General features: G+C 64.7%; 21 protein-coding genes. 9 read left to right on the top strand and 12 right to left on the bottom strand.

The window, feature by feature from the left end; all coding sequences use genetic code 11:
* The first annotated feature begins 286 nt into the window (after positions 1-286).
* Both DK926_RS17385 and DK926_RS17380 read left to right on the top strand, forming a co-directional pair.
* The gene (locus DK926_RS17385; protein ID WP_114331447.1) at positions 287-1,087 is read left to right on the top strand and encodes an alpha/beta hydrolase; all 801 of its coding nucleotides are present in this window, start codon (positions 287-289) and stop codon (positions 1,085-1,087) included.
* Entirely contained in the window at positions 1,084-2,280 is a 1,197-nt protein-coding gene (locus tag DK926_RS17380) for a SpoIIE family protein phosphatase (RefSeq protein WP_114331446.1), read from the top strand. Before DK926_RS17385 ends, DK926_RS17380 begins: the two co-directional genes overlap by 4 nt.
* Here the strand turns inward: DK926_RS17380 and DK926_RS17375 are convergent.
* The 10 genes from DK926_RS17375 to DK926_RS17330 form a co-directional block, all read right to left on the bottom strand.
* The gene (locus DK926_RS17375; RefSeq protein WP_114331445.1) at positions 2,270-3,355 is read right to left on the bottom strand and encodes a glycosyltransferase family 4 protein; all 1,086 of its coding nucleotides are present in this window, start codon (positions 3,353-3,355) and stop codon (positions 2,270-2,272) included. The genes DK926_RS17380 and DK926_RS17375 overlap by 11 nt on opposite strands.
* A 30-nt stretch (positions 3,356-3,385) precedes the next feature.
* Positions 3,386-4,552 carry a lipase family protein gene (locus DK926_RS17370; RefSeq protein WP_243636869.1) on the bottom strand — a complete coding sequence of 389 codons (1,167 nt, stop codon included), beginning with the start codon at positions 4,550-4,552 and terminating at the stop codon, positions 3,386-3,388.
* 37 nt (positions 4,553-4,589) lie between these two features.
* Positions 4,590-5,879, bottom strand: coding sequence for a hypothetical protein (locus DK926_RS17365; protein WP_243636868.1), 1,290 nt, complete (start codon positions 5,877-5,879; stop codon positions 4,590-4,592).
* The gene (locus tag DK926_RS17360) at positions 5,866-6,975 is read right to left on the bottom strand and encodes a glycosyltransferase (RefSeq protein WP_114331442.1); all 1,110 of its coding nucleotides are present in this window, start codon (positions 6,973-6,975) and stop codon (positions 5,866-5,868) included. Before DK926_RS17360 ends, DK926_RS17365 begins: the two co-directional genes overlap by 14 nt.
* Entirely contained in the window at positions 6,965-8,236 is a 1,272-nt protein-coding gene (locus tag DK926_RS17355) for a hypothetical protein (RefSeq protein WP_125833410.1), read from the bottom strand. The genes DK926_RS17360 and DK926_RS17355 overlap by 11 nt, the downstream gene beginning before the upstream one ends.
* 212 nt (positions 8,237-8,448) lie before the next feature.
* Entirely contained in the window at positions 8,449-9,966 is a 1,518-nt protein-coding gene (locus DK926_RS17350) for a flippase (protein WP_114331440.1), read from the bottom strand.
* A gap of 4 nt (positions 9,967-9,970) precedes the next feature.
* A complete protein-coding gene (locus tag DK926_RS17345) occupies positions 9,971-11,020 on the bottom strand; it encodes a glycosyltransferase family 1 protein (protein WP_114331439.1) in 1,050 nt (349 codons plus the stop codon).
* On the bottom strand, positions 10,930-12,321 hold the full coding sequence (locus DK926_RS17340) for an O-antigen ligase family protein (protein ID WP_114331438.1): 1,392 nt from the start codon (positions 12,319-12,321) through the stop codon (positions 10,930-10,932). Before DK926_RS17340 ends, DK926_RS17345 begins: the two co-directional genes overlap by 91 nt.
* Positions 12,322-12,354: 33 nt before the next feature.
* The gene (locus tag DK926_RS17335; protein WP_165839596.1) at positions 12,355-13,836 is read right to left on the bottom strand and encodes a sugar transferase; all 1,482 of its coding nucleotides are present in this window, start codon (positions 13,834-13,836) and stop codon (positions 12,355-12,357) included.
* Positions 13,837-14,002: 166 nt separating this feature from the next.
* Positions 14,003-14,707, bottom strand: a complete 705-nt coding sequence (locus DK926_RS17330) for a GAF domain-containing protein (RefSeq protein ID WP_114331437.1) — start codon at positions 14,705-14,707, stop codon at positions 14,003-14,005.
* 99 nt (positions 14,708-14,806) lie between these two features.
* Between DK926_RS17330 and DK926_RS17325 the strand changes: the two genes are divergently transcribed.
* The 5 genes from DK926_RS17325 (at position 14,807) to DK926_RS17305 (ending at position 20,369) form a co-directional block, all read left to right on the top strand.
* Positions 14,807-15,919 (top strand): beta-xylosidase, encoded by a 1,113-nt coding sequence (locus DK926_RS17325; RefSeq protein WP_114331436.1) that lies wholly within the window; start codon positions 14,807-14,809, stop codon positions 15,917-15,919.
* 197 nt (positions 15,920-16,116) lie between these two features.
* Positions 16,117-16,770, top strand: coding sequence for an MSMEG_1061 family FMN-dependent PPOX-type flavoprotein (locus tag DK926_RS17320; protein ID WP_114331435.1), 654 nt, complete (start codon positions 16,117-16,119; stop codon positions 16,768-16,770).
* Between the two features lie 66 nt (positions 16,771-16,836).
* Complete coding sequence (locus DK926_RS17315) at positions 16,837-17,436, top strand: hypothetical protein (RefSeq protein WP_114331434.1); 600 nt, start codon at positions 16,837-16,839, stop codon at positions 17,434-17,436.
* Positions 17,437-17,534: 98 nt separating this feature from the next.
* Positions 17,535-18,806, top strand: a complete 1,272-nt coding sequence (locus DK926_RS17310; RefSeq protein ID WP_114331433.1) for a BTAD domain-containing putative transcriptional regulator — start codon at positions 17,535-17,537, stop codon at positions 18,804-18,806.
* A 102-nt stretch (positions 18,807-18,908) separates the two neighbouring features.
* A complete protein-coding gene (locus DK926_RS17305) occupies positions 18,909-20,369 on the top strand; it encodes a hypothetical protein (protein ID WP_114331432.1) in 1,461 nt (486 codons plus the stop codon).
* Here the strand turns inward: DK926_RS17305 and DK926_RS17300 are convergent.
* Positions 20,358-20,723: a hypothetical protein gene (locus DK926_RS17300; RefSeq protein ID WP_125833409.1), complete on the bottom strand. Its 366-nt coding sequence runs from the start codon at positions 20,721-20,723 to the stop codon at positions 20,358-20,360. The genes DK926_RS17305 and DK926_RS17300 overlap by 12 nt on opposite strands.
* A 40-nt stretch (positions 20,724-20,763) precedes the next feature.
* Positions 20,764-21,411 (bottom strand): TetR/AcrR family transcriptional regulator, encoded by a 648-nt coding sequence (locus tag DK926_RS17295; protein ID WP_068421204.1) that lies wholly within the window; start codon positions 21,409-21,411, stop codon positions 20,764-20,766.
* A 90-nt stretch (positions 21,412-21,501) separates the two neighbouring features.
* On the opposite strand from DK926_RS17295, the gene DK926_RS17290 reads away from it, so the two are divergent.
* The gene (locus DK926_RS17290) at positions 21,502-22,371 is read left to right on the top strand and encodes an SDR family oxidoreductase (RefSeq protein WP_068421206.1); all 870 of its coding nucleotides are present in this window, start codon (positions 21,502-21,504) and stop codon (positions 22,369-22,371) included.
* A 28-nt stretch (positions 22,372-22,399) separates the two neighbouring features.
* Entirely contained in the window at positions 22,400-23,893 is a 1,494-nt protein-coding gene (locus tag DK926_RS17285; protein WP_114331430.1) for an NAD(P)/FAD-dependent oxidoreductase, read from the top strand.
* Positions 23,894-23,896 lie beyond the last annotated feature (3 nt).

The raw sequence follows: 23,896 nt of genomic DNA, 5'->3' as shown, positions 1-23,896 counted from the left end.
GAATTCTCCACCGGTGTAACATCTTTCGTCATTCCTCGTGTGCGAGCACAGGACAGAAGACTCGTCTATCGGATGTCGAACCCCATGGCCACCCCCGTCGCCTCGGCGAGCGTCGAAAGGGAAAGCTCGGTGCGTTCGCGACGCTCGTTCGGTCTTCCCATTGTGGTCCTCGCCCGGGAACGATGTCAGTCGGTTCGGCATACCGGGAAGAATTCTTTCGCCAACTCGCCGACCGCATAGGGCAGGCGTGGGCCGCAGGCTCACGACGGGGTGAGACAATTCTCCGGTGAACCCGCGCGTGAAGAACAATGTGACGACGATCGGTGTCGACGGCGGCCCGACGGTCATGCTCGCGCATGGTTTCGGGTGCGATCAGAACCTGTGGCGTGCCGTCGTCGAACACTTGATCACGCACTGCAAGGTGGTGCTGTTCGACCATGTCGGTTCGGGTAGTTCGGATATTTCCGAATGGACGGAGGAGCGTTATTCCACTCTCGACGCCTACGCGGACGACGTCGTCGACATCGTCCGCGAACTCGACCTGCACGACGTCGTCTTCGTCGGCCACTCGGTGGCGTCGATGATCGGCGTTCTGGCGGCGGCTCGGCATCCGGATCTCTTCGCCAAACTCGTGCTTCTGACACCGTCGCCCCGCTACATCGACGACGACGGGTACTGCGGCGGCTTCTCCGAGGCTGACATCGCCGAACTGCTCGAGTCCCTCGACAGCAACTACATGGGGTGGGCGCAGGTCATGGCGCCGCGCATCATGGGCAATCCCGACCGTCCCGAATTGGGTGAGGAATTGACCGAGAGCTTCTGCCGTACCAACCCTGCGTGTGCACGCGCGTTCGCTCGGGCGACGTTCCTGTCGGACAACCGCGCCGATCTCGACCGCGTCGTCACGCCGACGACGATCGTCGAGTGCGCCCACGATTCGCTCGCCCCACGAGAGGTAGGACGATTCGTGCACGAGCACATTCAGGGCAGCACGTTGGTGACGTTGGATGCGCATGGTCACTGCCCGCACGTCAGCGATCCGGGGTCGACGGCCGACGCCATTCTGACGTTCGTCGATGCGGCATGAAATATCTCGACCCCGCCTTGCGGGACACTGTGGACGATCTGTACGACAACGCCCCGTGCGGTTACCTTGCGACCTGGCCGGACGGCAAGATCGCGGGAGTCAATGCGACGCTGTTGAATTGGCTCGAAAGCACACGAGAGGACTTGCTGGACAAGCAGTTCGGCGATCTGCTCACCGCCGGGGGGCGCATTCACTACGAAACGCACTTCGCCCCGCTCTTGTTCTCGGTGGGCGAATTCGACAGTGTTGCACTGGATTTGGTGTCGTCGACCGGTGAGCGACTACCGATGTTCGTCACCGGCAATGTACGGCGCAACGAGGACGGTGAACCGGTACTCGTTCGCATCACCGCGATCGACGCACGGGAACGGCGCGCGTACGAGCGTGAACTCGTCGAGGAGCGTCGACGTGCCGAGCGCGAACACGAGCGCGCTCAGGTACTCGTCAGCACATTGCAGCGCTCGTTGCTACCGCCGAAGCTGTTGCCTCCCCACGGACTCGACGCCGACGCGTACTACCACACCGCTTCGTGGGACGACGTCGGCGGCGACTTCTACGACATGTTCCCGCTGTCCGAGGACAGCTGGGGATTCTTCCTCGGTGACGTCTGCGGCAAGGGCTCGGACGCGGCAGTCGTCACCTCGCTCACGCGCTACACGCTGCGCGCGGCCGCGGTGTACGACTCCGATCCGGTCAAGGTACTGCACAACCTCGACACCGTGTTGAACCAGGAGCTCGACCAGGCAGACGCTCGATTCTGCACCGTGATCTACGGGACCTTGTCACGGCGAGACGGCGGGTTCGACGTGCAACTGGCCAGCGGCGGACATCCACCGGCCCTTCTGCTGAAGGCCGACGGTTCGGTCCGTTACGTCGAGACACCGGGTGGGCAGTTGGTCGGTATCCTGCCGAACGCGCGATTCGTGGCGACCGAATGCCGACTCGAGCCGGGAGACACGTTCGTTCTTTACACCGACGGTCTCACCGAGGCCCGAACCGGGCGCGGACGCGAGCGCTACGACGACCACGGCGCGCTGCTCGAGTTCGCGCGGCGACACGCGCCGAACACTCCGTCGGGCATCGTCGCGGACTTGAAGACTCTGATGGAGAGTTTCGACAGCGGGCTGGAGGACGACGCCGCGGTCATGGCGTTCGGCATGCCGGTGCAGGAGCCGGATTCGTCTACTCCGTAAGGCGTTTCAACAATTGCGGCAACGTGACGGCGAGGTCGTGCTCGGCTTCGACTCGGCGTCGGGCGGTCTCCCCGAGCCGTCGACGCATGCTCCCGTCGGCCAGTACACCCTCGATCGCCGTTGCGAGTGCGGCCGAGGTTCCCGGTTCGACCAGCACTCCCGCTCCGCCGGTCAGAAATTCGGTGGTCCCGCCGTGATCGGTCCCGACGACGGGCAGTCCGTGGGACATCGCCTCGAGTACGGACAGCGGACCGGCCTCCGGCGAGGTGCTTGCGGACACCGCGACATCCCATCGACGTAGCGCGGCATCGGTGTCGGTATGACCGAGGAATTCGACGCGGCCCGCCAGATCGGGTTGGGCAGCACGACGTTTCAACTCCTCGACGTAGTCGACGTCGCCGGGAAAGCTGCCGCCGGCGAGCTCGAGCCGGACGCCGGGGAGCGACGCCACGGCGTCGAGAAGGACGGTGTGTCCCTTCCACGGCGTGAGGAGCGCGACCATCCCGACGACGGGCGGATCGTGTAGGTCCCCGCCGTACTGTTCGACCGGCCATCGAACACCGTTGTGCGACACGACGGTCGGTACTCCGGCGGCTTTCAGTGGAACTGCGGTGGCCTCCGACACCGACACCGCGACGCGGATCACGGGTTTGCTGAGCGCGACGACGGCCTTCTGCTTCGTGCTCGTCATCGTGTCGTGTACGAGCCACGACGCACCTCGCTTCGGTCCCGCCACACGGGCGACCGGAAGTGCGAACAGCGAGTTGACGACCGTCGATGTTCCGGGGGAGCGGACAATCGATCGCACCGACCGGCCGGCGGACAACCATCGACCGACCAGTCGACACGCTGCGACACCGCGTGCAAGCCCCCGCTCACCACCGAGACTCAGCTCCGGAATGGCGATGTGGCGCACTCCGTCCGGTAGCGACTCGGACAGGCGACCGGTGGGGCACGCGACCACCGCCCGGTGCCCTGCGGTCTCGGCCTCGTCGACAAGATTCAGCAGAACCTTCTCGGCCCCCGAAACCTGGCCGGTATGTGCGATGAACACGATCGTCGCCGCATCGGTCATGTTCGACCCTTCTTCGTTCGTGGTGGTGGGTTACGAGCCGCAGGTGTTCGGAGGCGGGGTGCCCGCGACACGCCCGTCGACCCAGTCCTGCACTGTCGACCCGATGTTCAGAATGCCGTGCCCTTGTCCAGGTGCCGCGACGAGTTGCACGACGTCGCCGGCCGCGCACGCCTCACCCACTGCGGCCTGGGTCCACGAGGGAGTGATGAGGGCGTCTTGATCGCCGTACGCGACCAGCATCGGCTTCTGCGCGCGGGTTCTCGGAACGCTGTATTCGGCCAGCCATTCGCGTAGCCGCTCTGCGGCCTCGGGGCTCGACGGCAGGTAGTCCGACGCCGGGGTGTCCTCGGCGATATCGGCCTGCAGTTGAGCTTTCTCACCGGTGCAGGTGTCGAAGGCGTCCACGCGGCTCGCCAATGTTCCGTGCACGTAGTCGTCGAGGTTCAGTTCGGGGTGCTTGACCTGCAGTCCCTGTAGGAGCGACGGCAGCACCGTGATCTGCTCGGGCGTCAATGTGCCGGCGAGCATGGAGTCGACGAACGGTGTCAGATCGGTGGCCGGGGCGACGCTGATGGAACCGAGGAGATTCAGGCCCTGCCCGTAATCCCCGGACAACTCGTTCGCGGACCACACAGCCTGTCCACCTTGAGACACGCCGTACCCGAGCCAGGTGTCGGACGTGTTCGGCTCGACTTCCTTCGCAGCCCGCACGGCGTCGATGACGTTGTATCCCGCGGTGACCGGTTCGAGGTACGGGTGCGAGCGCGGGGTTCCCAGACCCTCGTAGTCGGTCATCGCCACGACGTAACCGTTCACGAGGAAAGGAATGACGGTCGGCAGGTTGCCGAGGAGACCGATGTGTTTCGACGGCGCGCACCGACTCGACGACCCGGTGGTCGCGTGGCCCACCGACACGATCGGCCAGCCACCCGCAGGAGGGTCACCCTGTGGAACGAACACGACCCCGGTGACTTCGGTGGGGGAGGAGTCGATTCCCGACGTCGACTGGTAACGAACGGCGACGGTCTTCTGCGTCACGGTATCGAGGGCCGCATACCCCTGGAAGTCAGTCGGTTCGGCCAGCAACGTGCCCGGCGCTTCCGGGGCCGAACTCGTGGTCGCGGAGGATTGATCGTTTCCGCCCGACGAGCAGGCGGCGATCAGCAGTACGACGAGCATCGGTGCCAGCCTGCGCACCGATGCGAGGCTGGTAGCGGGGTGTGCGCCCCCGGCGCTAAGCCCGAACATCTCGCAGCAGGGACAGCGGGTCGCTGCACAGTTGCTCGAGTGCGGACTCGACGACCGCCGAGTCGATCATCTTGTCGCAGAACGACGCCGTGTACGTGCGTCCGCCGGCAACCTCGGCGATCAACATGGTGACGCCGTCGGGTCCGTCCGGTTCCAAGGACGCGGCGATCTGCGGCGGTCGCCCGTCGTTCGCCCATGCCAGATGGTCGAACATGCGCAGTTTGCCGAGGTCGCTGACTGCCAGGCGAAGCCGATCGGGAACGTCGACGACGCCGCCCGGTTCGGGCGTCGACGGACGCGAACGCCAGGACAGCAGTTTGTCCTTGATCTCGGACATACCGAGAATGGCGACGGGCCACCCGGAATCGATGACCTGCTTCATCGTGGACGCGATGTCCACGGGTGAGAGGTCGACGGGAAGGTGCAGCGGGATGCCGACCGCGAAATTACCGTGCGACGCAAGATGTTCCGGACCCAGATAGCGGCGAGAATTGAACAGAATCATGACCTGCTCGGACAGCGGCACGTTCTGTGCCAGCAGTGCGGCGCGCCAGAGCGCCACCGAAATCGATGCCGCGGTTGCGCCTGCCGCATTCTCGGACGCCCATCGGCGGAGTTCGCTCACACGCGCAGGCTCCATGTATGCCGAGCGGCTGACCTTTGCCGACTCCCAGTTCTCGATCCTTCTCGTCGGCACCTTCTCGGACGCGCCCGTGTTCTTGTGCTGTTTCCGGAGGCGCCAGAAATCCCGCAGTGCAGCAGGTTTCGCGGAATAGTGCTTACGCAACGCGGTCCACGTCGAGCCATCGGGCAGTCCGGTGGCCAGGCCGCGGGCACGTGCGTCGTCGACGTCGCCCGAGAACGCCGCCATGAGCATCAGGCCCATCTGCCCGTCACCGATGCCGTGCGACAGATCGACGGCGAGATAGTCACCGCAGATGATCACTTCCAGGGCCTTTTTCGGCCCCGGACGGTTCCTGATCGCGGTGAGCAGGCGCCCGAGATCCGTTGTGTCGAGGTCGGGGAGTGTCAGTACGGCGCTGTTGTTCTCGCCGGTGCGATACTCCCAGTCGCGACTGTCGTGCTGCGGTTCGAGCGCCAACCGGGGTGTCGCGGAGGATTGCTCGGCTGCGTTCATCACCGCACGTGCCGTGGCCGCGTCCAGTCCCTTGGTCGGACCCGTCAGTGCGATGATGCGTGCGTCCGCGAAGACTCGGTCCATCGCGGTCGATCGGTAGCGAGGGCGGGCTGCACCGGGAGCGTCAGATCGCGGCATCGACGACCTCCTGCATCCGGTCGCGGAAGTTGGCGCGCGAGAAGCCTTCTGCCCATGTGCGAATCTCGTTACGGTCGAACTCGCTCGGGGAGAACGACCTCATCGCTTCCGCGAAGCCGGCCACGATCTCGTCGTCCGAACCGAATGCGACATGAAGGCCGGTCTTGCCGGGCAACACCGTGTCGACGGCCCCACCCTCGCCGAGAGCGATGACCGGGGTGCCGGTGGCCATCGACTCCACGGGAACGATGCCGAAATCCTCGATACCGGGCATCAGAAGAGCGCGCGTCTTGCGGTGCAGTTCCAGAAGCTTCTCGTGAGACACCCGGCCGAGGAACGTGGTCTTCGGACCCGCGAGCTCCCGACACTGCTCCATCGCTCTACCATCACCGGCGACGACCAGCGGAACGTTCGCTTCGGCAGCTGCGCGCACCGCGATGTCGGGTCGCTTGTACGGAACCAGACGCCCGGCGAGCAGGAAGAAGTCCTCGCGCTCGACCGACGTGTCGGGTGTGAACCCCTCGATGTCGACGGGCGGGTGCACGACGACGGCGTCGTCCCTGCCCCACCAATTCGAGATGCGCTCGGCCACCGCCGTCGAGTTGGCGACGACAGTGGTCAGCTTGGGGGCCGCCGACGTCTCGCACTTGCGCGCCACAGCAGACAGCGCGGTCAGGATTCCCGCACCGAGTTTGCCGCCGCCTTCACCGGCACGCAGTTCCGGATCCCACGCCCACCGCGCTGGGCTGTGAACGTAGGCGACGACCGGGGCCTCCGTCGCGAACACGGTCTGTGTGGCGAACGCGTGATGGCTGACGACGACGGCGGAATAGTCGTCGAGCTTCAACCGCCGGAAGGCGACCGGCATCAACGGCAGCACCGGGGCGTAGGAACGCTGGCCGATGGCGTTGTAGATGTTGTTGAGAAAGGTGGTGTGCGGCGGTGAGGACAGGCCGGGAGGAATGCCTTCGGCACGGGCGATGGGGGCGAAGACGTCCGCGTTCGGCCAGTGGAGCGCCAGCTGCTCCATGACGTGTTCCGACCCGGCGATTTCGGTGAATCGCTCGTGTACGAGGGCGATCTTGTCAGTTGGCACGGGTGTCCACCTCCGTGTTCTGTTGCGGTGTCGCCTGGTCGGCCTGATGGTCCTTGTTCTTGTTCTTCGGTTGCAGAACCAGGAACGACGAAATTCCGAATTCGTGAATCTGCTTCAGCGCACGCGCTGCGGCCTTCTTGTCCTTGCCGGCCTTGGAGACCAGAACCGCGACGGTATCGATGTCCGCGACATCGACTGCGCGCCACCACTCGTCGGTGAGTCCCATCGTCACGACCACGGGACGGCCGGCCGCCGCATCGGCGGCGTATCCGCGGGTCGGTCGATACACGGCTTCGTCTCCGACGAGGACCACGACCACTGCATCCCGCTTGCTCGCTGCATGCCGCGCATTGCTCCCGGACACGGAACTTCCGCGGTGAAGACTGTCGATGCGCGACGCCAGAATCGGAGGCAGATCGCCGGACGACGTCGCGTCGAACGCAGCACCGTTCTTCTTCGCGACCCGCCTGGCCCACGAACGGTTGGGTGACGAGCCGAACCGGCCACGCAGCAGAACGATCAGCTCCGCCGCCACCACCAACGTGGCCAACGCTGCCACCAGAGCCTCGGACATCGGTTTGGGAGACACAGGTGCGGTGTTCTGCTCCGGGCTCGACAGCACGACCAACTGGTCTCCGCCGCCACCCTGCAGCTGCGAGAGCTGTTGTTGCAGTTGCGACAGCTGTGTCTCGGCGGCGCTGCGGTTCGGGTCCTCGGCGGCGAGAGAGTTGACCCGAGCCTCCGCCGCCGCGATCGATGCCTGGGCCTGCTCGACCTGGCCTTGGGTGTCGCGCGCGTAGTTGGCGTTGGCTGCCTGCGCCACGTTGGTGACCATGGACTGCGCGAGGGCGAGGGCTGTCTCGGGCGAGTCCGTCGTGACCGTGTACGTCAACAGCGCGGGAGACGTGCCGGGGACGAGTTCGAGACTTGCGCTGAGTTGCCCGGCGTCCATGTCCGTGTCCACCTCGGACAGAACACGATTCAGCACGTCCGTGTCCGTGGCCAGCTGTTCGAACGGTGCACGCATCTGTTCGATGAACGCGTCGCCCGGGATGAGTGTCTGCGCGGGCTTGATTTCCGTGACGATCGAGGCTGAGTACTGCTTCTCCGTCAGCTCACTGCGGACGTAGAACACACCGGCCCCAACGAGAACTGCGATGACGAACGCAGGCAGGAGAGCGCGCCCGAGTTCTCGCATGTGCCCCGCCAGATCGATGGGCGGAGGAACGTCACCGCGATGCACGGCATCGTCTACGGGCACCAAGAGGGGCTCCTAAGGTCGCATCTGTCAACGTGGCCGAGTGTTACCCGCCCGGTAGTGTCGTCAATCTCGATCATAACGCGATGTGAAAGATCAAGCGGTGCAGCGTGACCGGTGGGAACGTGCACGAATCTTGCTTTCGGCTCCATAGCCGACGGCGTGTCCGATTCGGTCGGTGACGCGGTCATGTGAACCTCCTTCTCTGTGGCGACTCAACGACGCGCATGGCGGCCCTTGTTCGCGGACGGAAGCGGCGAATCGATGGCACCGATGGCGACCAGGGCGAAGACGACGATTCCGACCAGCGCGGCGGCGACGATCGAGATGGGAAGCCAGATCGCCGAAAACGCCTGAACCGCAAAGTACCCGACCGCGGATACCGCCGCGCACACGACGATCACCGCCGCGACCGATCGGACCGGTAGTACCCCCGACACCGGCATACTGCGTTCGATGACGATCCACAGCAGCACCAGCGTCACCCCGATCGTGACGACCGTGGAGATCGCGGCGCCGTCGAACGACATACGTGGAATCAGAACCAGATTGAGCCCGACGTTGATCGCCAGTCCGAGTAGCGCGACCAGGGGGTAGTGGCGTTGCATGCCCGCCGACGCGAGTACGAAGATCCCGAGCATCACGAGAGACATGAGGGCCGCGCCCAACACGAGCAGTCGCGCCGCCTGCGCACCGTCGACGAATCGCTCACCGTAGAGCAATCGGATGAGCGGTTCGGCCGAGGGCCAGAACGCGGCGACGGCCATGGCGCCGAAGACGATGAACAACGTTGCCGCCGAACGTGATCGCTCGCGGAACGTCGTCAGATCGTCCGGCCAGGACGCGATCAGCAACGTGCTCACCGGGGCGACCGCCGCGAGCGTGAACGTGTCGATCATGTCGGAGAACTTGTAGCCGATCGAGTAGAGGCCGACCGCGTCGAAATCATCGAGCAGACTAAGCATCAACATGTCGATTTTCAGCATCGCGATGGTCAGCGCGAAACCGATGGCCAGCGGAATTGCTTCCCTGAGATACGCACTCCAACGGCGTATCTCGATGTGCCGCGACGGCCGCAATCCGACCGATCGGCGGCGGATTCCGAAGCCCTTGGTCACGAGTTTGAATATCTCGTTGGCGACGGCGGGAAGTACGAACCACAGCAGTGTCGGCGCGAACACTGCGGCGAGAACGGTCAGTGCGAGTTGCAGTACCTGACCGACGCTTTCGGCGACCGCCACGAGGAGCAGTCGGTGCCGAGCCTGGAAGAGTACGGAGAGTGCATGACTCGGTGTCGCGAAGACGACCACGAGTCCACCGACAGCGGTAGCGAGCACGACCTCGGACGGATACCCCAACACCACGGTGTAGCCGATCGCCAGCACATAGCCGACCAGTCCCAGCACGAAACGCAGTGCCAGGAAAGACGATGCGGTCCGTGCGATCTCCTCGGCGTCGTCGTCGATGAGTCGGGCCAACACGACTCGGCCGACTCCCAGATCGGTCACGACCGACATCAGGCCGAGAAGTGCGAAGACGAAACTGAACTGACCCCACTCGTCGGGACTGAGGGTACGGGCGATGACCACGCTGCCGATCCAGCCGAGAGCCGCGACGACGACGCGGCTCATCAGAACGGCTGCGGTCGCCCGGGCTGCGGCTTTCGGATCCGCCGCGATAGCCCGGTAGTCGGGTGGTGTCTCCATCCCGTCCGGGACAGTCGTTTCGGTCATCCGTTCACACTCCGGCGCCTCGGTACGCCTGCGCGGTCTTCTCGGCCGTTTGTCGCCAGCTCATTCGAGAGGCCGCCGCCACAGCCGCCGTGGTCAACGCGTCTCGTGCGGCGTCGTCGAAGACGAGTGGGCGAATGGCGTCCGCCCAGTCGGAGACGCGTTCGGACTTCAGCAGGGTCGCGCCGTCGCCGACGACGTCGGGGAGTGCACCGACCGCGCTGGCGACGACGGCACCGCCACATGCCATTGCTTCGACGGGTGGCAGGCCGTAGCCCTCGTAACGCGACGCGTACGCGGTCACCGTTGCGGCCGCGTAGAGCGCAGGAAGGTCTTCGAGGTCGACGTAACCGAGGCCGACGGCCGACGTCGGCTTGTCGGGACCCGTCGATCCGGCTCCCGCGAGAAGACAAGGGATGCCGACTTTCTCGGCCGCGTCCGCGACGAGTTGGACGTTCTTGCGAGGTTCGACGGTACCGACCTGCATGACGAACTTGTCCGGCAGCGAGTATTTCGCGCGGACCGCCTCGACCTCCTCTTCTTTCGGGGGCCGCGCCCATGCGGCGGGTGCCAGCTCCGTCACCACTGCGTCGCGTCCGCTCACCGACTTGATTCGGTCGGCGGTGAACTGAGAGACGGCGAGAAGGAGATCTGCGCGTCGGAGCGTGTGCCGGACGAGGCGTTGCTCTCCCAGAGCTCGGAACCGGCTCGATGCAGACGGCATGTCGATCACCGAGAGGTCGTGCACGGTGGCAACTTTGAACGCTCGGGTCACGAGCGGCAGATCCACATCCAAGCCGTGGACGACATCGGCGGATCCGACGGGGAGTGCGCCGAGCACGGCACGGACTGCGCCGTCGGCAACCCTGCGCGTCGACGGCGTGACGGCCGCGGGCAATTCGCCGACGGCATCTTCCTGCACGACGGCGTTCAGGTCGGCTCCCGGAAGCTGCTCGGGGAGCTCGTTCAGTAACTCGCGGATGTAGGTCTGAACTCCGCTTCCGCCGGGCCGAAGCGCGAGCGCACCGTAGACGTATCGTGTTGCGCGGCTGCGCATCCCACCACTCCTAACAGTAACCAGAAATAGACGTCGATCGGGAAGATCTCGAAATACGTGGACACCAACGAAGCGAACATCGCGGCGACGATGGATGCACCGACGCCGAGTGCGAGGGCGCCGTCGCGGCCCGGCATGGACCGTGACAAGCGGGTGCACCACAGCAGTGCAGTGACGAGGAGTGCCACCACGACCCACAGTCCGATCGGTCCGAGTTCGAGAAGGGCCTTCACGTAGTAGTTGTCGGGTTGATAGTTGGTGGAGAGCCCGTCCTCGGTCTGGAACGAGGCGCCCGATGCAGTGGATATTCGGTCGGCTGCCGATCCGCTGGAACCGAGTGCGGTTCCGAGTGGATGAACTTGGATGCTGGCGATGATGTTGTTCCAACCATCACTGCGCTGCCCGAGACTTCTCGACGAGAAGAAGACCTCGGTGATCTTCGGTACGAACGGAACGATCACCGCCACGGCGGCCGCCGCCACGGCGAGGGGAGCAGCGAGGAATCGGAACCGGATAGCGATCAGGTAGATCAGTCCGACGATCAGTCCGAGGATCGCGCCGCGCACGATCGAACTGGCCATCGCCACGACCATGACCGGAGACGCGCACAGGAACAACAGGTTTCGGCGCCGACGTGGATCGGCCAGGGCGACGGCACCGCCGACCAACAATGCGAGCATCACGTACAACCCGAACGGGAACGGCAGGTTGAACGTGCTGAACGTGCGCAGCAGGCCACCCGACGTGCGCACCTGCGTCCCGTACTCGTAGCCGAGGGAGACGAGCGCTGCCGGACCCGCGATCAACTGGGCGATGCCGACGGCCGACGTGAAGGCGCCTACCCCCATCAGGATGCTGACGATGTCGTCGCGATCCTTGGCGTCGAACGGCGCGAGCCACATGATGCCGATCAACAGGATGTAGAAGAAGGTCACCTTGATCGCGAAGATGCCCACGAAACCGAACACCGCTAGGGCGGAGACGACGCCCATCGCGATGTACAGGGCCACCGCAGGCCACCACGGCATGAGAAGAGGGGCGCCGCCTTGTCTCGGCCCGCTGTCTCTCTGCCGCTTGTCGCGACGAAGCCACGCGCAGATCAACGTGAACAGGACGAGGCCTTCTTTCCACCCCGAGACGAACCCGGGGACCGGAAGCAGCACCAATAGCCCGTTGAACGGGACCCCAAGTGCAAGAAGGAGAACGCCACGCTGCGGCCGGTACCAGATCGATCGAGCGACGAACCAGCCGACGATCAAGACGATCACGGCACCGACCGTCGCAGCGACGACGGTGATCACGAGACGCCCGATGAGTCTTCGCGACTCATGGAATCAGTCCTCAGCCCGCTTCAACACCGCGAGCACGGTGAGGAACAGGATCTTGATGTCGAGCCACACCGACCAGTTCTCGATGTAGTAGTTGTCCCACTCGGCGCGATCGGCGATGGACGTCTGGCCGCGCAGACCGTGGACCTGCGCCCACCCGGTCACGCCGGCCTTGACGCGGTGACGCTCTCCGTAGCGTCGGATCTGCATCTCGAACAGGTCCACGTACACGGGCCGCTCGGGCCGCGGTCCCACCAGACTCATGTCGCCCTTGAGGACGTTGAGCAGCTGGGGGAGCTCGTCGAGAGACGTCTGACGCATGATCTTCCCGATCTTGGTGCGGCGATCGACGCCTTCGACACCGCCGGGCGCCGAGCCCTCGGTGCGAACGAACTCGGCATCCTCCGGCCGCGGTGGACGCATCGAACGGAACTTCAAGCAGTCGAACGGAACTCCGTCACGACCGATGCGTTCCTGGGCGAAGAAGATCGGGCCGGGTGAACTCAACCGGACGAGCAGCATCAGCAGAAGAAAGAGAGGAGATATGAGCAGCAGGCCGAGCCCGGTCAGGGTGCGGTCCATCGCTCCCTTGACGAGGAACTGCCAGCCCTTCGGGTCGACGTGCGGCATGACCATCAACGGAAGACCACCGATGTGCTCGACTCTGGTCTTGTTGCCGACGGTGTCGAACAGGCGGGGTACCACCCACACCCGCATACCCAGCTTGTGTGCGCTACGGGCGACCGCGACGAGTTCCTCGTCGCGGACCGTCGAGAACGAGATGATGACCTCTTCGGCACCCGTGCGGCGCGCGATGGCCTCGAACTCGCTCGGTGTACCGAGGTAGGGGACCTCGATGTAGTCGGCCGCCGAGGGGTCGAGAGGCTTCACCTGGTCGACGTCGACGACGCCGACCGGCCGGAGACCGTACTCGGGGAACTGCCGCATGCGGGCCACGAGCTGATGGCCGATCGGACCCGAACCGACCACCAGTGTCGGTGCGGCGGAGTGGTACTTGCTTCTGAGGCGCCGCTGGATCACGACGCGGGCGAGCCTGCCGACGGCGAGCAGGATTGCAGCGGACAGCCAGACGCGCAGCATCAGCGTGCTGGGTCGATAGTCGGTGCCTGCAATCAGCATGATCGTGAGCACGGCGAGCACCGCGAACGCGACGGACGTCTCGACCGGACCGATCTCGTCGAGGAAGTTCCGACGCAGGCTTCTGCGATACAGGGATTGCGCGCCGAGGATCGCCACGACGATCGGGATGAAAAGCCATGGCAGCCAGCCGAGCTCGGTAAGGCTTCCGCTCCTCCAGAGCAGACCGGCGACGACGGCAAGGGTCGCGGTCAGTACATCGACGGCGACGGTGACGACGGTGTGCAGCGGATCCACCCGAAGGCGATCGGCCAGGCCTTTCTGTGGCGCCGGATTGTCGGAGTGCGTGAGTCCGGGTCTAACCGGCCGTCTTTCGAGTGTATTGGACACGAGTCAAACTCCCGTTTGGGACCGATTTCGAGTAGAGAGCACCTTCGAACAATATCCGAGCCGGGCAATTCGGAAACGCCATTGCTCTATCGATCTCGTCACGAAAAAGCGGCAGACTTCCGGTTTCCATGCGGTTTTACAGGGCGGTAGTTTTGATTGCGAACGTTCAGCCGAAGATTCGCTCACGAACGATCCACGCGAGGTCCTGAAGAATCTGTTGGTGGCCGACCGTCCATTCCCGTGGCTGGTCGTCCCACACGCACAGAGTCCCCACCGCGTGGCCCTGGTCGTCTTTCAGGGGGATGCCCATGTACGACACGGCAAGCTTGTTCAGGACGGCAGGATGATCCTTCAACACGTCGTGCAGACGTGCATCCTCGACGGTCAGAATGTCACCGCCATCGATTGTGTACTGGCAGATCGATTGGTCCACCGGGAGTTCGCGTGCTTGGTCGAGTTCTATGGGCAGGCCCACTGCGCTCTTGTAGAACTGGCGGCGATTGTCGATGAGCGACACTGCCGCAGAGGGCACCTGCAGTGCGTCGACGACCATCGCGACGAGTCGGTCGTAGCTGTCTTCCCGTGGAGAGTCCAGGAGGCCGGTGCGTTCGACGGCGGCGAGTCGCTCCGGATCGTCGAGTGGACGATCGCTGGCCGGTGCCCCGGTCGGCGCCGGGGCCTCGATCTGCACCTCTTTCAGATGCCGCAGGAGTTGTCCGAGTTCGGACTGGTCTTCGTCGGTGAGTTCTTGTACCAAACGCGTGACGACCGCACGTCGCACGTACGCGTCCACCGATTCGCCTGCCTTTTCGGCCTGCTGTCCGAGAATCTCCTCGAGTCGATCATCGAACCCTGGAACTCCGATAGTCATTTTCCCGATGGTAGTGCAGACCGGTGAATATCTCGCTTCCATTCGTTCTGTAAATCGAGAAGATTCTTTTTTTCTGTGATAGTGCGTTAACCTTCTGCGGTGATTCAGCGTGTACAGCTGAGCGTGACGCCGAAGCTGTTCACGCTCGCCACCCTTGTCCTGTTGCTTCTTTCGACATTCGTGTCGCCCCCGGCGGCTCAGGCTGCACCGATGTCAGGCGGGAAGTGTTCCGGTATGTCGAGCGCACCTCGTATCGGTGTCTCCCCAGGTGCCTCGATCGGAGCTGCCTCCGACGCCGACCTCGACCGTGAACTCACTCTGATGAGCAATGCGGGTGTATTCGGAGTCCGCGTCGACATCGACTGGTCCGCAATAGAATCGGTTCGAGGCCGGTTCAACTGGACGAATACCGACCGGATTCTTTCGGCAATTGTCGGGCACGGCCTGTGTCCCCTGGGGATCATCGCCTATACGCCGCAGTGGGCGCGTGTGGCGGGTGCTTCGAACGACTCGCATTCTCGTCCGGCCAATCCGGACGCGTTCGCGGCGTTCGCGTCGACTGTCGTTCAGCGCTACCGCGACTACATGAATCTGTGGGAGGTGTGGAACGAGCCGAACATCGTCGGCTTCTTCAAGCCGGCGCCCGATCCCACCCAGTACTCGATCCTGCTTCGCGCCGCCTACACGGCGATCAAAGCGGCGCAACCGGAAGCCACTGTGCTGTCGGGCGGACTCGCACCCGCGGAGAGCAACGGCGTCAACATCAACCCGAAAGCATTCCTGCAGGCGATGTACGACGTCGGCGGAAATCGGTACTTCGACGCGTTCAACATCCACCCGTACACGTATCCCTATCTGCCCAACGACCCGAGCACTGCGAGTTGGAGTACGGCACAGGCGATGTGGCCGATGCGCGACATCATGGTCGCGGGCGGGGACAGTGCCAAGCAGATCTGGCTGACCGAGTTCGGCGCGCCGACCGGTACCGCGTCGAATGCCGTCACCGAGCAGGTGCAGTCGGACACGATCGGGATCGTCATGGACGCGGTGCTCGGTAACTCCTGGATGGGGCCCGCATTCGTGTACGCCTCGCGCGATGCCGGTACCAACGCCTCGGACCCGGAGCAGAACTTCGGGTTGCTGCGGCGGGATTTCACTCCGAAGCTGGCCTACGACCGGGTCGCGAGTTTCACTGCGGGGCACCCCGCTTAGAACCGATCGGGGGCTTCGTTTCCCGCCGGCGATTCGAATCGTCGTCCCGGAGGTGGGTTTCGGACCGAGTGTGGCTTTTCGGTCACTCTGAGTGACTGAGGGCCGCCCTCGCTCCGTTCGGGGGACACGATGTCGGAGCGATGTCGGTGGATCCACGCGAGTGCACGCGCACGTGCGGGGTTCGTTACGCTCGCGGCGTGACCTGGGACGAGATTCGAGACGCGGACGAGCTGACCGACATGTTCGGTACCCCGAGCTACCGAGCTGCCAACAAGGATCGATCGTCGTTGCACCCGATCGATGTCCGCTGGTTGGCGGAGTCTCCGTTCTGCCTCATCGGCACTGCCGACGCCGACGGCCGTTGCGACGTCTCGCCGAAGGGTGACCCTGCGGGTCTGCTTGCCCACGTCATCGACTCCACGACCATCGCGATCGCCGAACGCCCGGGCAACAAACGTATGGACGGCTACCGGAACGTGCTGGCCAATCCGTTCGTCGGGATCAACTTCTTCATCCCGGGTCGCGGTGACACATTGCGCATCAACGGCCGTGCACGATTGATCAAGAATGCGCCCTTCTTCGACGAGATGGTGGTGAAGGGACACCGGCCGATCCTGTGCCTCGTCGTCGACGTCGAACAAGTCTTCTTCCACTGTGCCAAGGCGTTCATGCGATCGAAGTTGTGGGAGCCCGAGACGTGGAATCCCTCGATCCTGCCGACCGTCTCCGAGATCACGAGGGCGGTCATGCCGGACTCGCCCGAGTCGTTGGCCGAGCTCGAGCAGTATTACGGCGCGTCCTACGAGCAGAAGCTCTACGAGAAGCAGGCGGTCCAAGCAGATCCCCAGTGACTTCCCAGTAGAACCGCCGATCGTGTGAGCCAGAAGAACCTTCCACTCACACGAGGAGCTGAGACGATGGCCGTTCTCGAGAACTCACACCGCACGAGAAGTGGCGTGACACCGCAGTCCGTGCGCAACACCGGAATTCTGTTGGCAATCGGCACGACGGCCTGGGCCGTCGGAATGCCCGCGATCGGCGACCACCAGGGATTCGGGTGGCAATCGCTCGTCGGAGGTGCCACTGCGATCGCCTTTCAGATCGGCGTCGTCCGGCTGTTGCTCTTGCAGGTACGCACGCACGCGATGGGCGACGGCCGCGTCGCCCGCGGCTTCTACGTCGGACAGTTCGTGTTCATGGCAGGCGCACTGGTCTCGTCGACGTTGGACGCGTTCTGGCTGCTTCACGACACAGCGGTGTGGATGGCGTTCGACCTGTGCTGGCCCCTGTCGATGGTGGGCATGGTCGGTATCGGCATACGAGTTGCGATCGCGGGGCGATGGACCGGAGTCGTCCGGTGGTGGACGCTGTGGGCTCAATCCTGGTTCGTCGCCACGATTCCGCTCGTGATGATCGTGCGTGACGCCGGACTGGTCGTCAGCTCCGTCCAACTGGTCCTGGGTTACACGATCCTCGGGGTACTGCTCGCCACGCGGCGATCGGTCACAACCGAGTAGGTGGCGGACGTCCTGGGCCCGGTCCCCGCACGGCGGGGTCCGGGCCCGGGTCGTGCCAACGGTGAGACGAAAGACCGGTGGCACTTTATGATCCATCGGTGTCGACAGATCAGGCCACCACGAACGCTCGCGTCGAGCTGCGCGTTCTGGGGCCGATCGAGGCATTCCTGAACGGCGAGCCGATTGCACTCGGTGGGCCCGTGCCTCGCGCGATCGTTGCCCGGTTGGCGATCGCAGGTGGCCACATGGTCGCCGACGACACCCTGATCGACGACCTCTGGGGCGACTCGCCACCGAGGACGGCATCGCTGACGTTGCAGGGCTACATCTCCACGCTGCGCAAGGCGTTCGAACCGAACCGTGGCACCGCCAAGCCGACGGTGCTGGTCCGGCGCGGGCCCGGGTACGCCCTCGTCCTTCCCGACGACGGTCTCGACTCGACGCGGTTTCTGGCGGGCGCGCACGCCGGGAAAGAAGCACTGAACGAACAGCGGTTCGCCGACGCCCACCGCATTCTCGGCGAGGCACTCGACCTCTGGCGTGGTCCCGCGCACGCGGATTGCGCAGACCGGCCGTTCGCCCAGGCGGAGATCCGGCACCTCGAGGAGCGTCGTCTCGGGGTGTTCGAAGATCGCATGGATGCGGCGATAGCCCTGGGGGAGAACGCGTCGGCCGCCGCAGCGCTCGAGGCGCACATCCGGAACCATCCGCTTCGCGAACGTGCCTCGGAGTTGTTGGCGCTCGCGCTGTACCGAGCGGGTAGGCAGGGTGACGCATTGGCGGCCCTGCGCGCAACCCGCGAGAGTCTGGCCGATCAACTCGGCGCGGATCCGAGACCGAGTTCGATCGCGCTGCACGACGCCATCCTGCGGCAGGATTCGGCACTCGACGTCACCGTCGCCGAGATACCGGACGCACGTCCGCCGGCTCGGCACAGCCTTGTTCCGATCCCTTCCACACCGTTGGTGGGCCGGCACGACGATCTGCTCGCCGTCGAGTCTGCAGGAGCCACGAACAGGCTCGTCACGTTGACCGGACCCGGCGGGATGGGGAAGACGCGGCTGGCACTCGAGGTGGCGCGTCGGCGTCGAGATTCCGACGGCCCCTGGTTCGTGGAACTCGCCGACGTCCGGGAGGGCGGATTGCTCGTCGACGCCATAGCCACCGCGCTCGGGGTGAGCGTGTCCGGCGGTATGTCGTCGCTCGAGGCGATCTTGCGCGATCGTCGTACCCTCCTCGTGCTCGACAACTGCGAACAGGTCCTCGGGCCCGTCGCTGAGTTCGTCGCAGCAGTGCTCGCGTCGTGTTCGGAAGTCTCGGTACTCGCGACGAGCCGCGAGGCGCTCGGCGTGCACGGCGAGTACGTGTAGGACACGCCGTCGCTGTCCTCCGGGGCCGGCGGCGCGGCCGTTCGCCTGTTCGTCGATCGTGCGTCGCAGCAATCCGGCGGCTGGGATCCGAGTACCGAGGACATGGAGCTACTCGACAAGCTGTGCGGGGCATTGGACGGAATGCCGCTGGCCATCGAACTTGCTGCGGCACAGTGTCGTACGCTGTCGGTGCGTCAACTCGTCGACAATCTCGACGACCGGTTCGAGGTACTGCGCGGTGGACCGAGAACCAATCTCCGGCACTCGACCATGCTCGCTGCGGTCGAGTGGTCGTACGCGAGTCTGGCGCCGTCGGAAAAGGCGTTGTTCGAAGATCTGGCGATCTTCGACGGTGGTTTCGATCTCGACGCGGCGCGTACGGTAACCGGCCATCGCGGCATCATCGCCGACCTCGGCGCACTCATCGACAAGTCGCTGATCAAGTCCTCGGGCGGTGATCCCCGGCGGTACCGCATGTTGGAGACGTTGCGGAGTTTCGCTGCGCTGCATCGTGATCCGGACCGGTCGGCCGAATTGCGCCAACGGCACTCCGAGTGGGTCGTCGCGATGGCGGAAGAAGCCTATTTCGGTCTGCGGGGACCCGAGTGCCCACGATGGATGACGCGCCTCGATCACGACATGCCCAACGTGCGTTCGGCTCTCGAACATCTGGACAACACGTCGGAGACCTATCTCCGCATCGTCGGAAGCCTGTACTGGTTCTGGTACCGCCGCGGTCACGTCGCGGAAGGGCTTCGCTACCTGGAGTCGGCGATGAAGGCCAAGGACATCGGCATCGGTGTCCTGGTCCGGGCGGTGGCGGGACTGACCATCACGCGGTACCTCGCGGGCGACATCTCGGGTTTGCTCGAATCCTTCGGCAGGCTGGGGGAATTGGAGCCGGAAACTCATTCCGACAAGGTGGCGCGGTCGGACGTGCTCGTGTCGCTGGCATTCTTCGAGGCAGGTGCCGGGTTGACCGAACAAGCAGTCGTGCATGCCGACGAGGCGCTCGTCGTGGCCGACGCTCTCGACGCGCCGTACACGAAAGCCGAAGCGTTGATGTCCGCTGGGACGGCTTTTCTCCGCAGTGGGGACATGATCCGCGCCGAGGAGCTGCTCGAGTACTCGACGGCCGTGGCCGCCGACTGCGGGTATCAGTGGTGCGAAGCATCCGCCTTGTGGATCCATGCCAAAGTCGATCTTGCGCAGGGCCGTTGGGGAGGACCTGCCGAACTCAAACTCCAACGGATGATCGACGCGTGCGACTCCGTATCGGACACGTCGTCGTGGATGGTGGGGCTTGCAACGCTTGCGTACGCACTGTTCCGGCGGGGTGACATCGATTCGGCGACACGGTTGTTGGGCGTCGTGGATCGTCAGGTCGAGATGATCGGCTACGTTCCGTCGGCGATGGATCCGATCGACATCGGACGTTACGACCAGGAGATCCGGTCGGCCGTCGACGACGACACGCTCCGGCGAAACATCGAGGTCGGGCGTCAGCTGACCCGCGGCGAGGTTCGCGAACTCGTGTTCGCCGCGGTGCCGTCATCGCAGTGACAGTGCGTACATGACCTCCCATCCTCGCTCGGTCGCGTACGGTCCGAAAACCGCGGGGAGCGTGGCCTGCTCGACCCGAACGGCGACCGTGTCGACAAGATCGACGACATCGGAATCGCCGAACACGGCGCACGTCAGAGCCGAGGACACGCTGTAGGCGTCGGCCGCAGTGCAGACGAACACGGGGAACGTGACCTCCGCAGTCGCGTCGGCGCGTGCGTACGATGCGGCGCGCGCGTGCAGCCATTCGAGGAACATCTCGGCGTCGTCGCGGTCGCAGAACTGCACTCGCGCGGATCGTAGCCGGGTTGCGGTCTGCGGGGCGGCGAACTGGGGGAGGGTCGGTGCGCTCATAAGGGAAGACTGCACCCGCCCACTTGGAAACGACTTGGAGCTAGTCGAGCCGTCCGAACGCCACTGCACCGAGGATGGTGTGAGCACCCGCGATGACGTCGTCGAGAGACTCGGTGTCGGGAGCGAGGACCCACTGCTGCGTCATCATCAGCACGGCCCCGACGAGTCCGACTGCGAGAGTTCGACGGTTCGGCCCCGCGAGCCCGTGCGCTGTACCCACGGACGCGGCGAGCGCGAGGACTGCGTCGACGAACAGCGCCGTCGTCTGTCTGTAGAGCGCGTCGACCTCGGACGACACGCCAAGGACTTCGAGCAGAACGATACGCGCCGATCTCGGGTCGTCGGCGACGCTGCGGAAGAAGTTCGCCAGGGCGGCCTGCAGCACCTGTTCGGCGGACGCGCTGCGGCCGTCCGACGGCACTGCGATGCTGCCGAGCATCGTGGCGGTCGCGCGACGGTAGACGGCCTTCAGCAGATCCTCGCTGCTGTCGAACGACTCGTAGAAGTAGCGCTTCGTCAGGCCTGCGGCTGCGCAGATGCGGTCGATCGACGCGGATCGGTATCCGCTGGTTCCGAAGAGTTCCACGGCAGCGTCGAGCAGCTTCTCTCGGCGGTCTTCTCGACGTTGGTCGGACGACGAGCCGCGGTAGGGGCGTCCAGGGAGTGCTCGAGTGTCGGAAGTGCTCACCCTCCGATCTTGACACCGATCAGTATCAGATGGAAAGTGACACGTAGCAGTTCCCAAAACGGGGGACCGGAACATGGAGGTGGACTTCTCGTGTCCGTACTCGCGAACAAGGTCGTGTTCATCACCGGCGCCGCGCGCGGAATCGGCGCCGAGACCGCACGCGCCCTCGCTGCGCGCGGAAGCAAGCTGGTGCTCACCGATGTCGACGCAGAGCCGCTCCGCGATCTGGAAGCAGAGCTCGGAAGCGACGTCGCGCTGGGCATCGTCGCCGACGTGCGAGATCTCGCAGCGATGCAGGCGGCCGCGACGGCGGGCATCGAGAAGTTCGGTGGCCTCGACCTCGTTCTGGCGAACGCCGGAATCGCGAGCTACGGATCGGTGCTGAAGGTCGATCCGGCGACGTTCCAGCGAGTGCTCGACGTCAATCTCCTCGGCGTGTTCAACACTGCTCGTGCGACCGTGCCGTCGCTGATCGAGCGCAAGGGCTACATCCTGATCGTGTCCTCGCTCGCCGCGTACGCTGCGTGCCCCGGTCTCGCCGCGTACAACGCCAGCAAGGCGGGTGTCGAGCAGTTCGCCAACGCGCTCCGGCTCGAAGTCACCTATCAGGGCGTCGGCGTCGGATCCGCACACATGGCGTGGATCGACACCCCGCTCGTTCAGGACGCGAAAGCGGACCTCGGTGCGTTCCGGGAGATGCTCGGCGTCATGCCCGGTCCGTTCGGGCGCACGATGACCGTCGACCAGTGCGTCGACGCGTTCGTCGACGGCCTGGAGGGCCGCAAGCGCAAGGTCTACGTGCCTCGGTGGGTAGGTGCTGCAGGCTTCCTTCGCGGAGTGCTGCAGTCGGCCGTCGGTGATCGCGCCATCCTGAAGCACGTGCCACGCCTGCTCCCGAAGATGGACGCCGAAGTCGAAGCGCTCGGTCGCTCGACGAGCAAGCGCAACGTAGCTCACTAGCCTGCCCCGCCGACACGAAAGCCTTTCCATGACAACCATTTCCCCTTCCGAGTCCCGCGAGTCCGAATCGTCCGATGCGGCCGAGACCGTCGACGTCCTGATCGTCGGCGCAGGTCTGTCCGGAATCGGTGCGGCGCATCATCTCCAGAGCAAGCTCCCCGGCAAGAGCTACGCGATCCTCGAGAGCCGCGGCGCGATCGGCGGGACCTGGGACCTGTTCCGGTACCCGGGTATTCGGTCCGACTCGGACATGTACACGCTCGGATACAACTTCCGTCCGTGGACCGGCGACAAGTCGATCGCCGACGGCAAGGACATCCGCGAATACATCGAGGACACCGCGCGCGACGGCGGCATCGACAAGCACATCAGATTCCATCACCGCGTCGTGAAAGCCTCGTGGTCCACCGCCACCTCGACGTGGACGGTCGTCGCGGAAAGATCGGACACCGGCGCGACCGTCACGTTCGAAGCGTCGTTCCTGATGTGCTGCAGCGGATATTACGACTACGCCAAGGGATTCACGCCGGAGTTCGAGGGTGTCGACGACTTCCGCGGAACCGTCGTGCATCCGCAGTTGTGGCCCGAGGACCTCGACTACTCGGGCAAGAAGGTCGTGGTGATCGGAAGCGGGGCGACGGCGATCACCCTGGCGCCCAACCTCGCGCGCGACGCCGAACACGTGACTCTTCTGCAGCGATCGCCGAGTTACATCATGTCGTTGCCGTCGAAGGACCCGGTCGCACTCGCGCTGCGCAAGTACCTGCCGTCGAAAGCTGCGTACGGCATCACGCGTCTGAAGAACGCCGTCACCGCCATCGGTATGTACGTGCTGTGCCAGCGGTACCCGAACTTCATGAAGAAGCAGATCCGGAAGTTGCAGGAGAAGTGGCTGCCGGAGGGGTACGACCTGGACACTCACTTCACGCCGAAGTACAACCCGTGGGATCAGCGGCTGTGCCTCGTGCCGGACAACGACCTGTTCCGGTGCATTCGCAAGGGGGAAGTCGAACTCGTCACCGATCACATCGACAGGTTCACCGGGGACGGCATCCGGCTCCGGTCGGGGAAGCACCTCGACGCCGACATCGTCGTGACGGCAACGGGCCTCAACCTCGTCGCATTCGGTCACGTCGACCTCGAGGTCGACGGCAAGACCGTCGATCTGACCGAGACGATGGCCTACAAGGGCATGATGCTCACCGACGTGCCCAACTTCGCGTTCGTCGTGGGCTACACCAACGCGTCCTGGACACTCAAGGCAGACCTCGTCTGCGATTACGTGTCCAGGCTGCTCGGACACATGGACGAGTCCGGGTACCGAGAGGTGCGGCTGAAGCGCGATCAGTCGGTCGGGGAGGAGCCTTTCCTCGACTTCGCCGCCGGGTACGTGCTTCGATCCGTCGACACGTTTCCGAAGCAGGGATCCGAGGCTCCCTGGCGCCTGCGGATGAACTACTTCCGCGACCTGCCGGTTCTGCGATTCGGTTCGCTCGTCGACGACAACATGAGCTTTCGCTGACGT

This window comes from Rhodococcus sp. Eu-32, from assembly GCF_003336925.1.
Taxonomy (GTDB): domain Bacteria; phylum Actinomycetota; class Actinomycetes; order Mycobacteriales; family Mycobacteriaceae; genus Rhodococcoides; species Rhodococcoides kyotonensis_B.
Note: the sequence above shows the minus strand (reverse complement) of the source record. Positions and strands in the feature narration are given on the sequence as shown.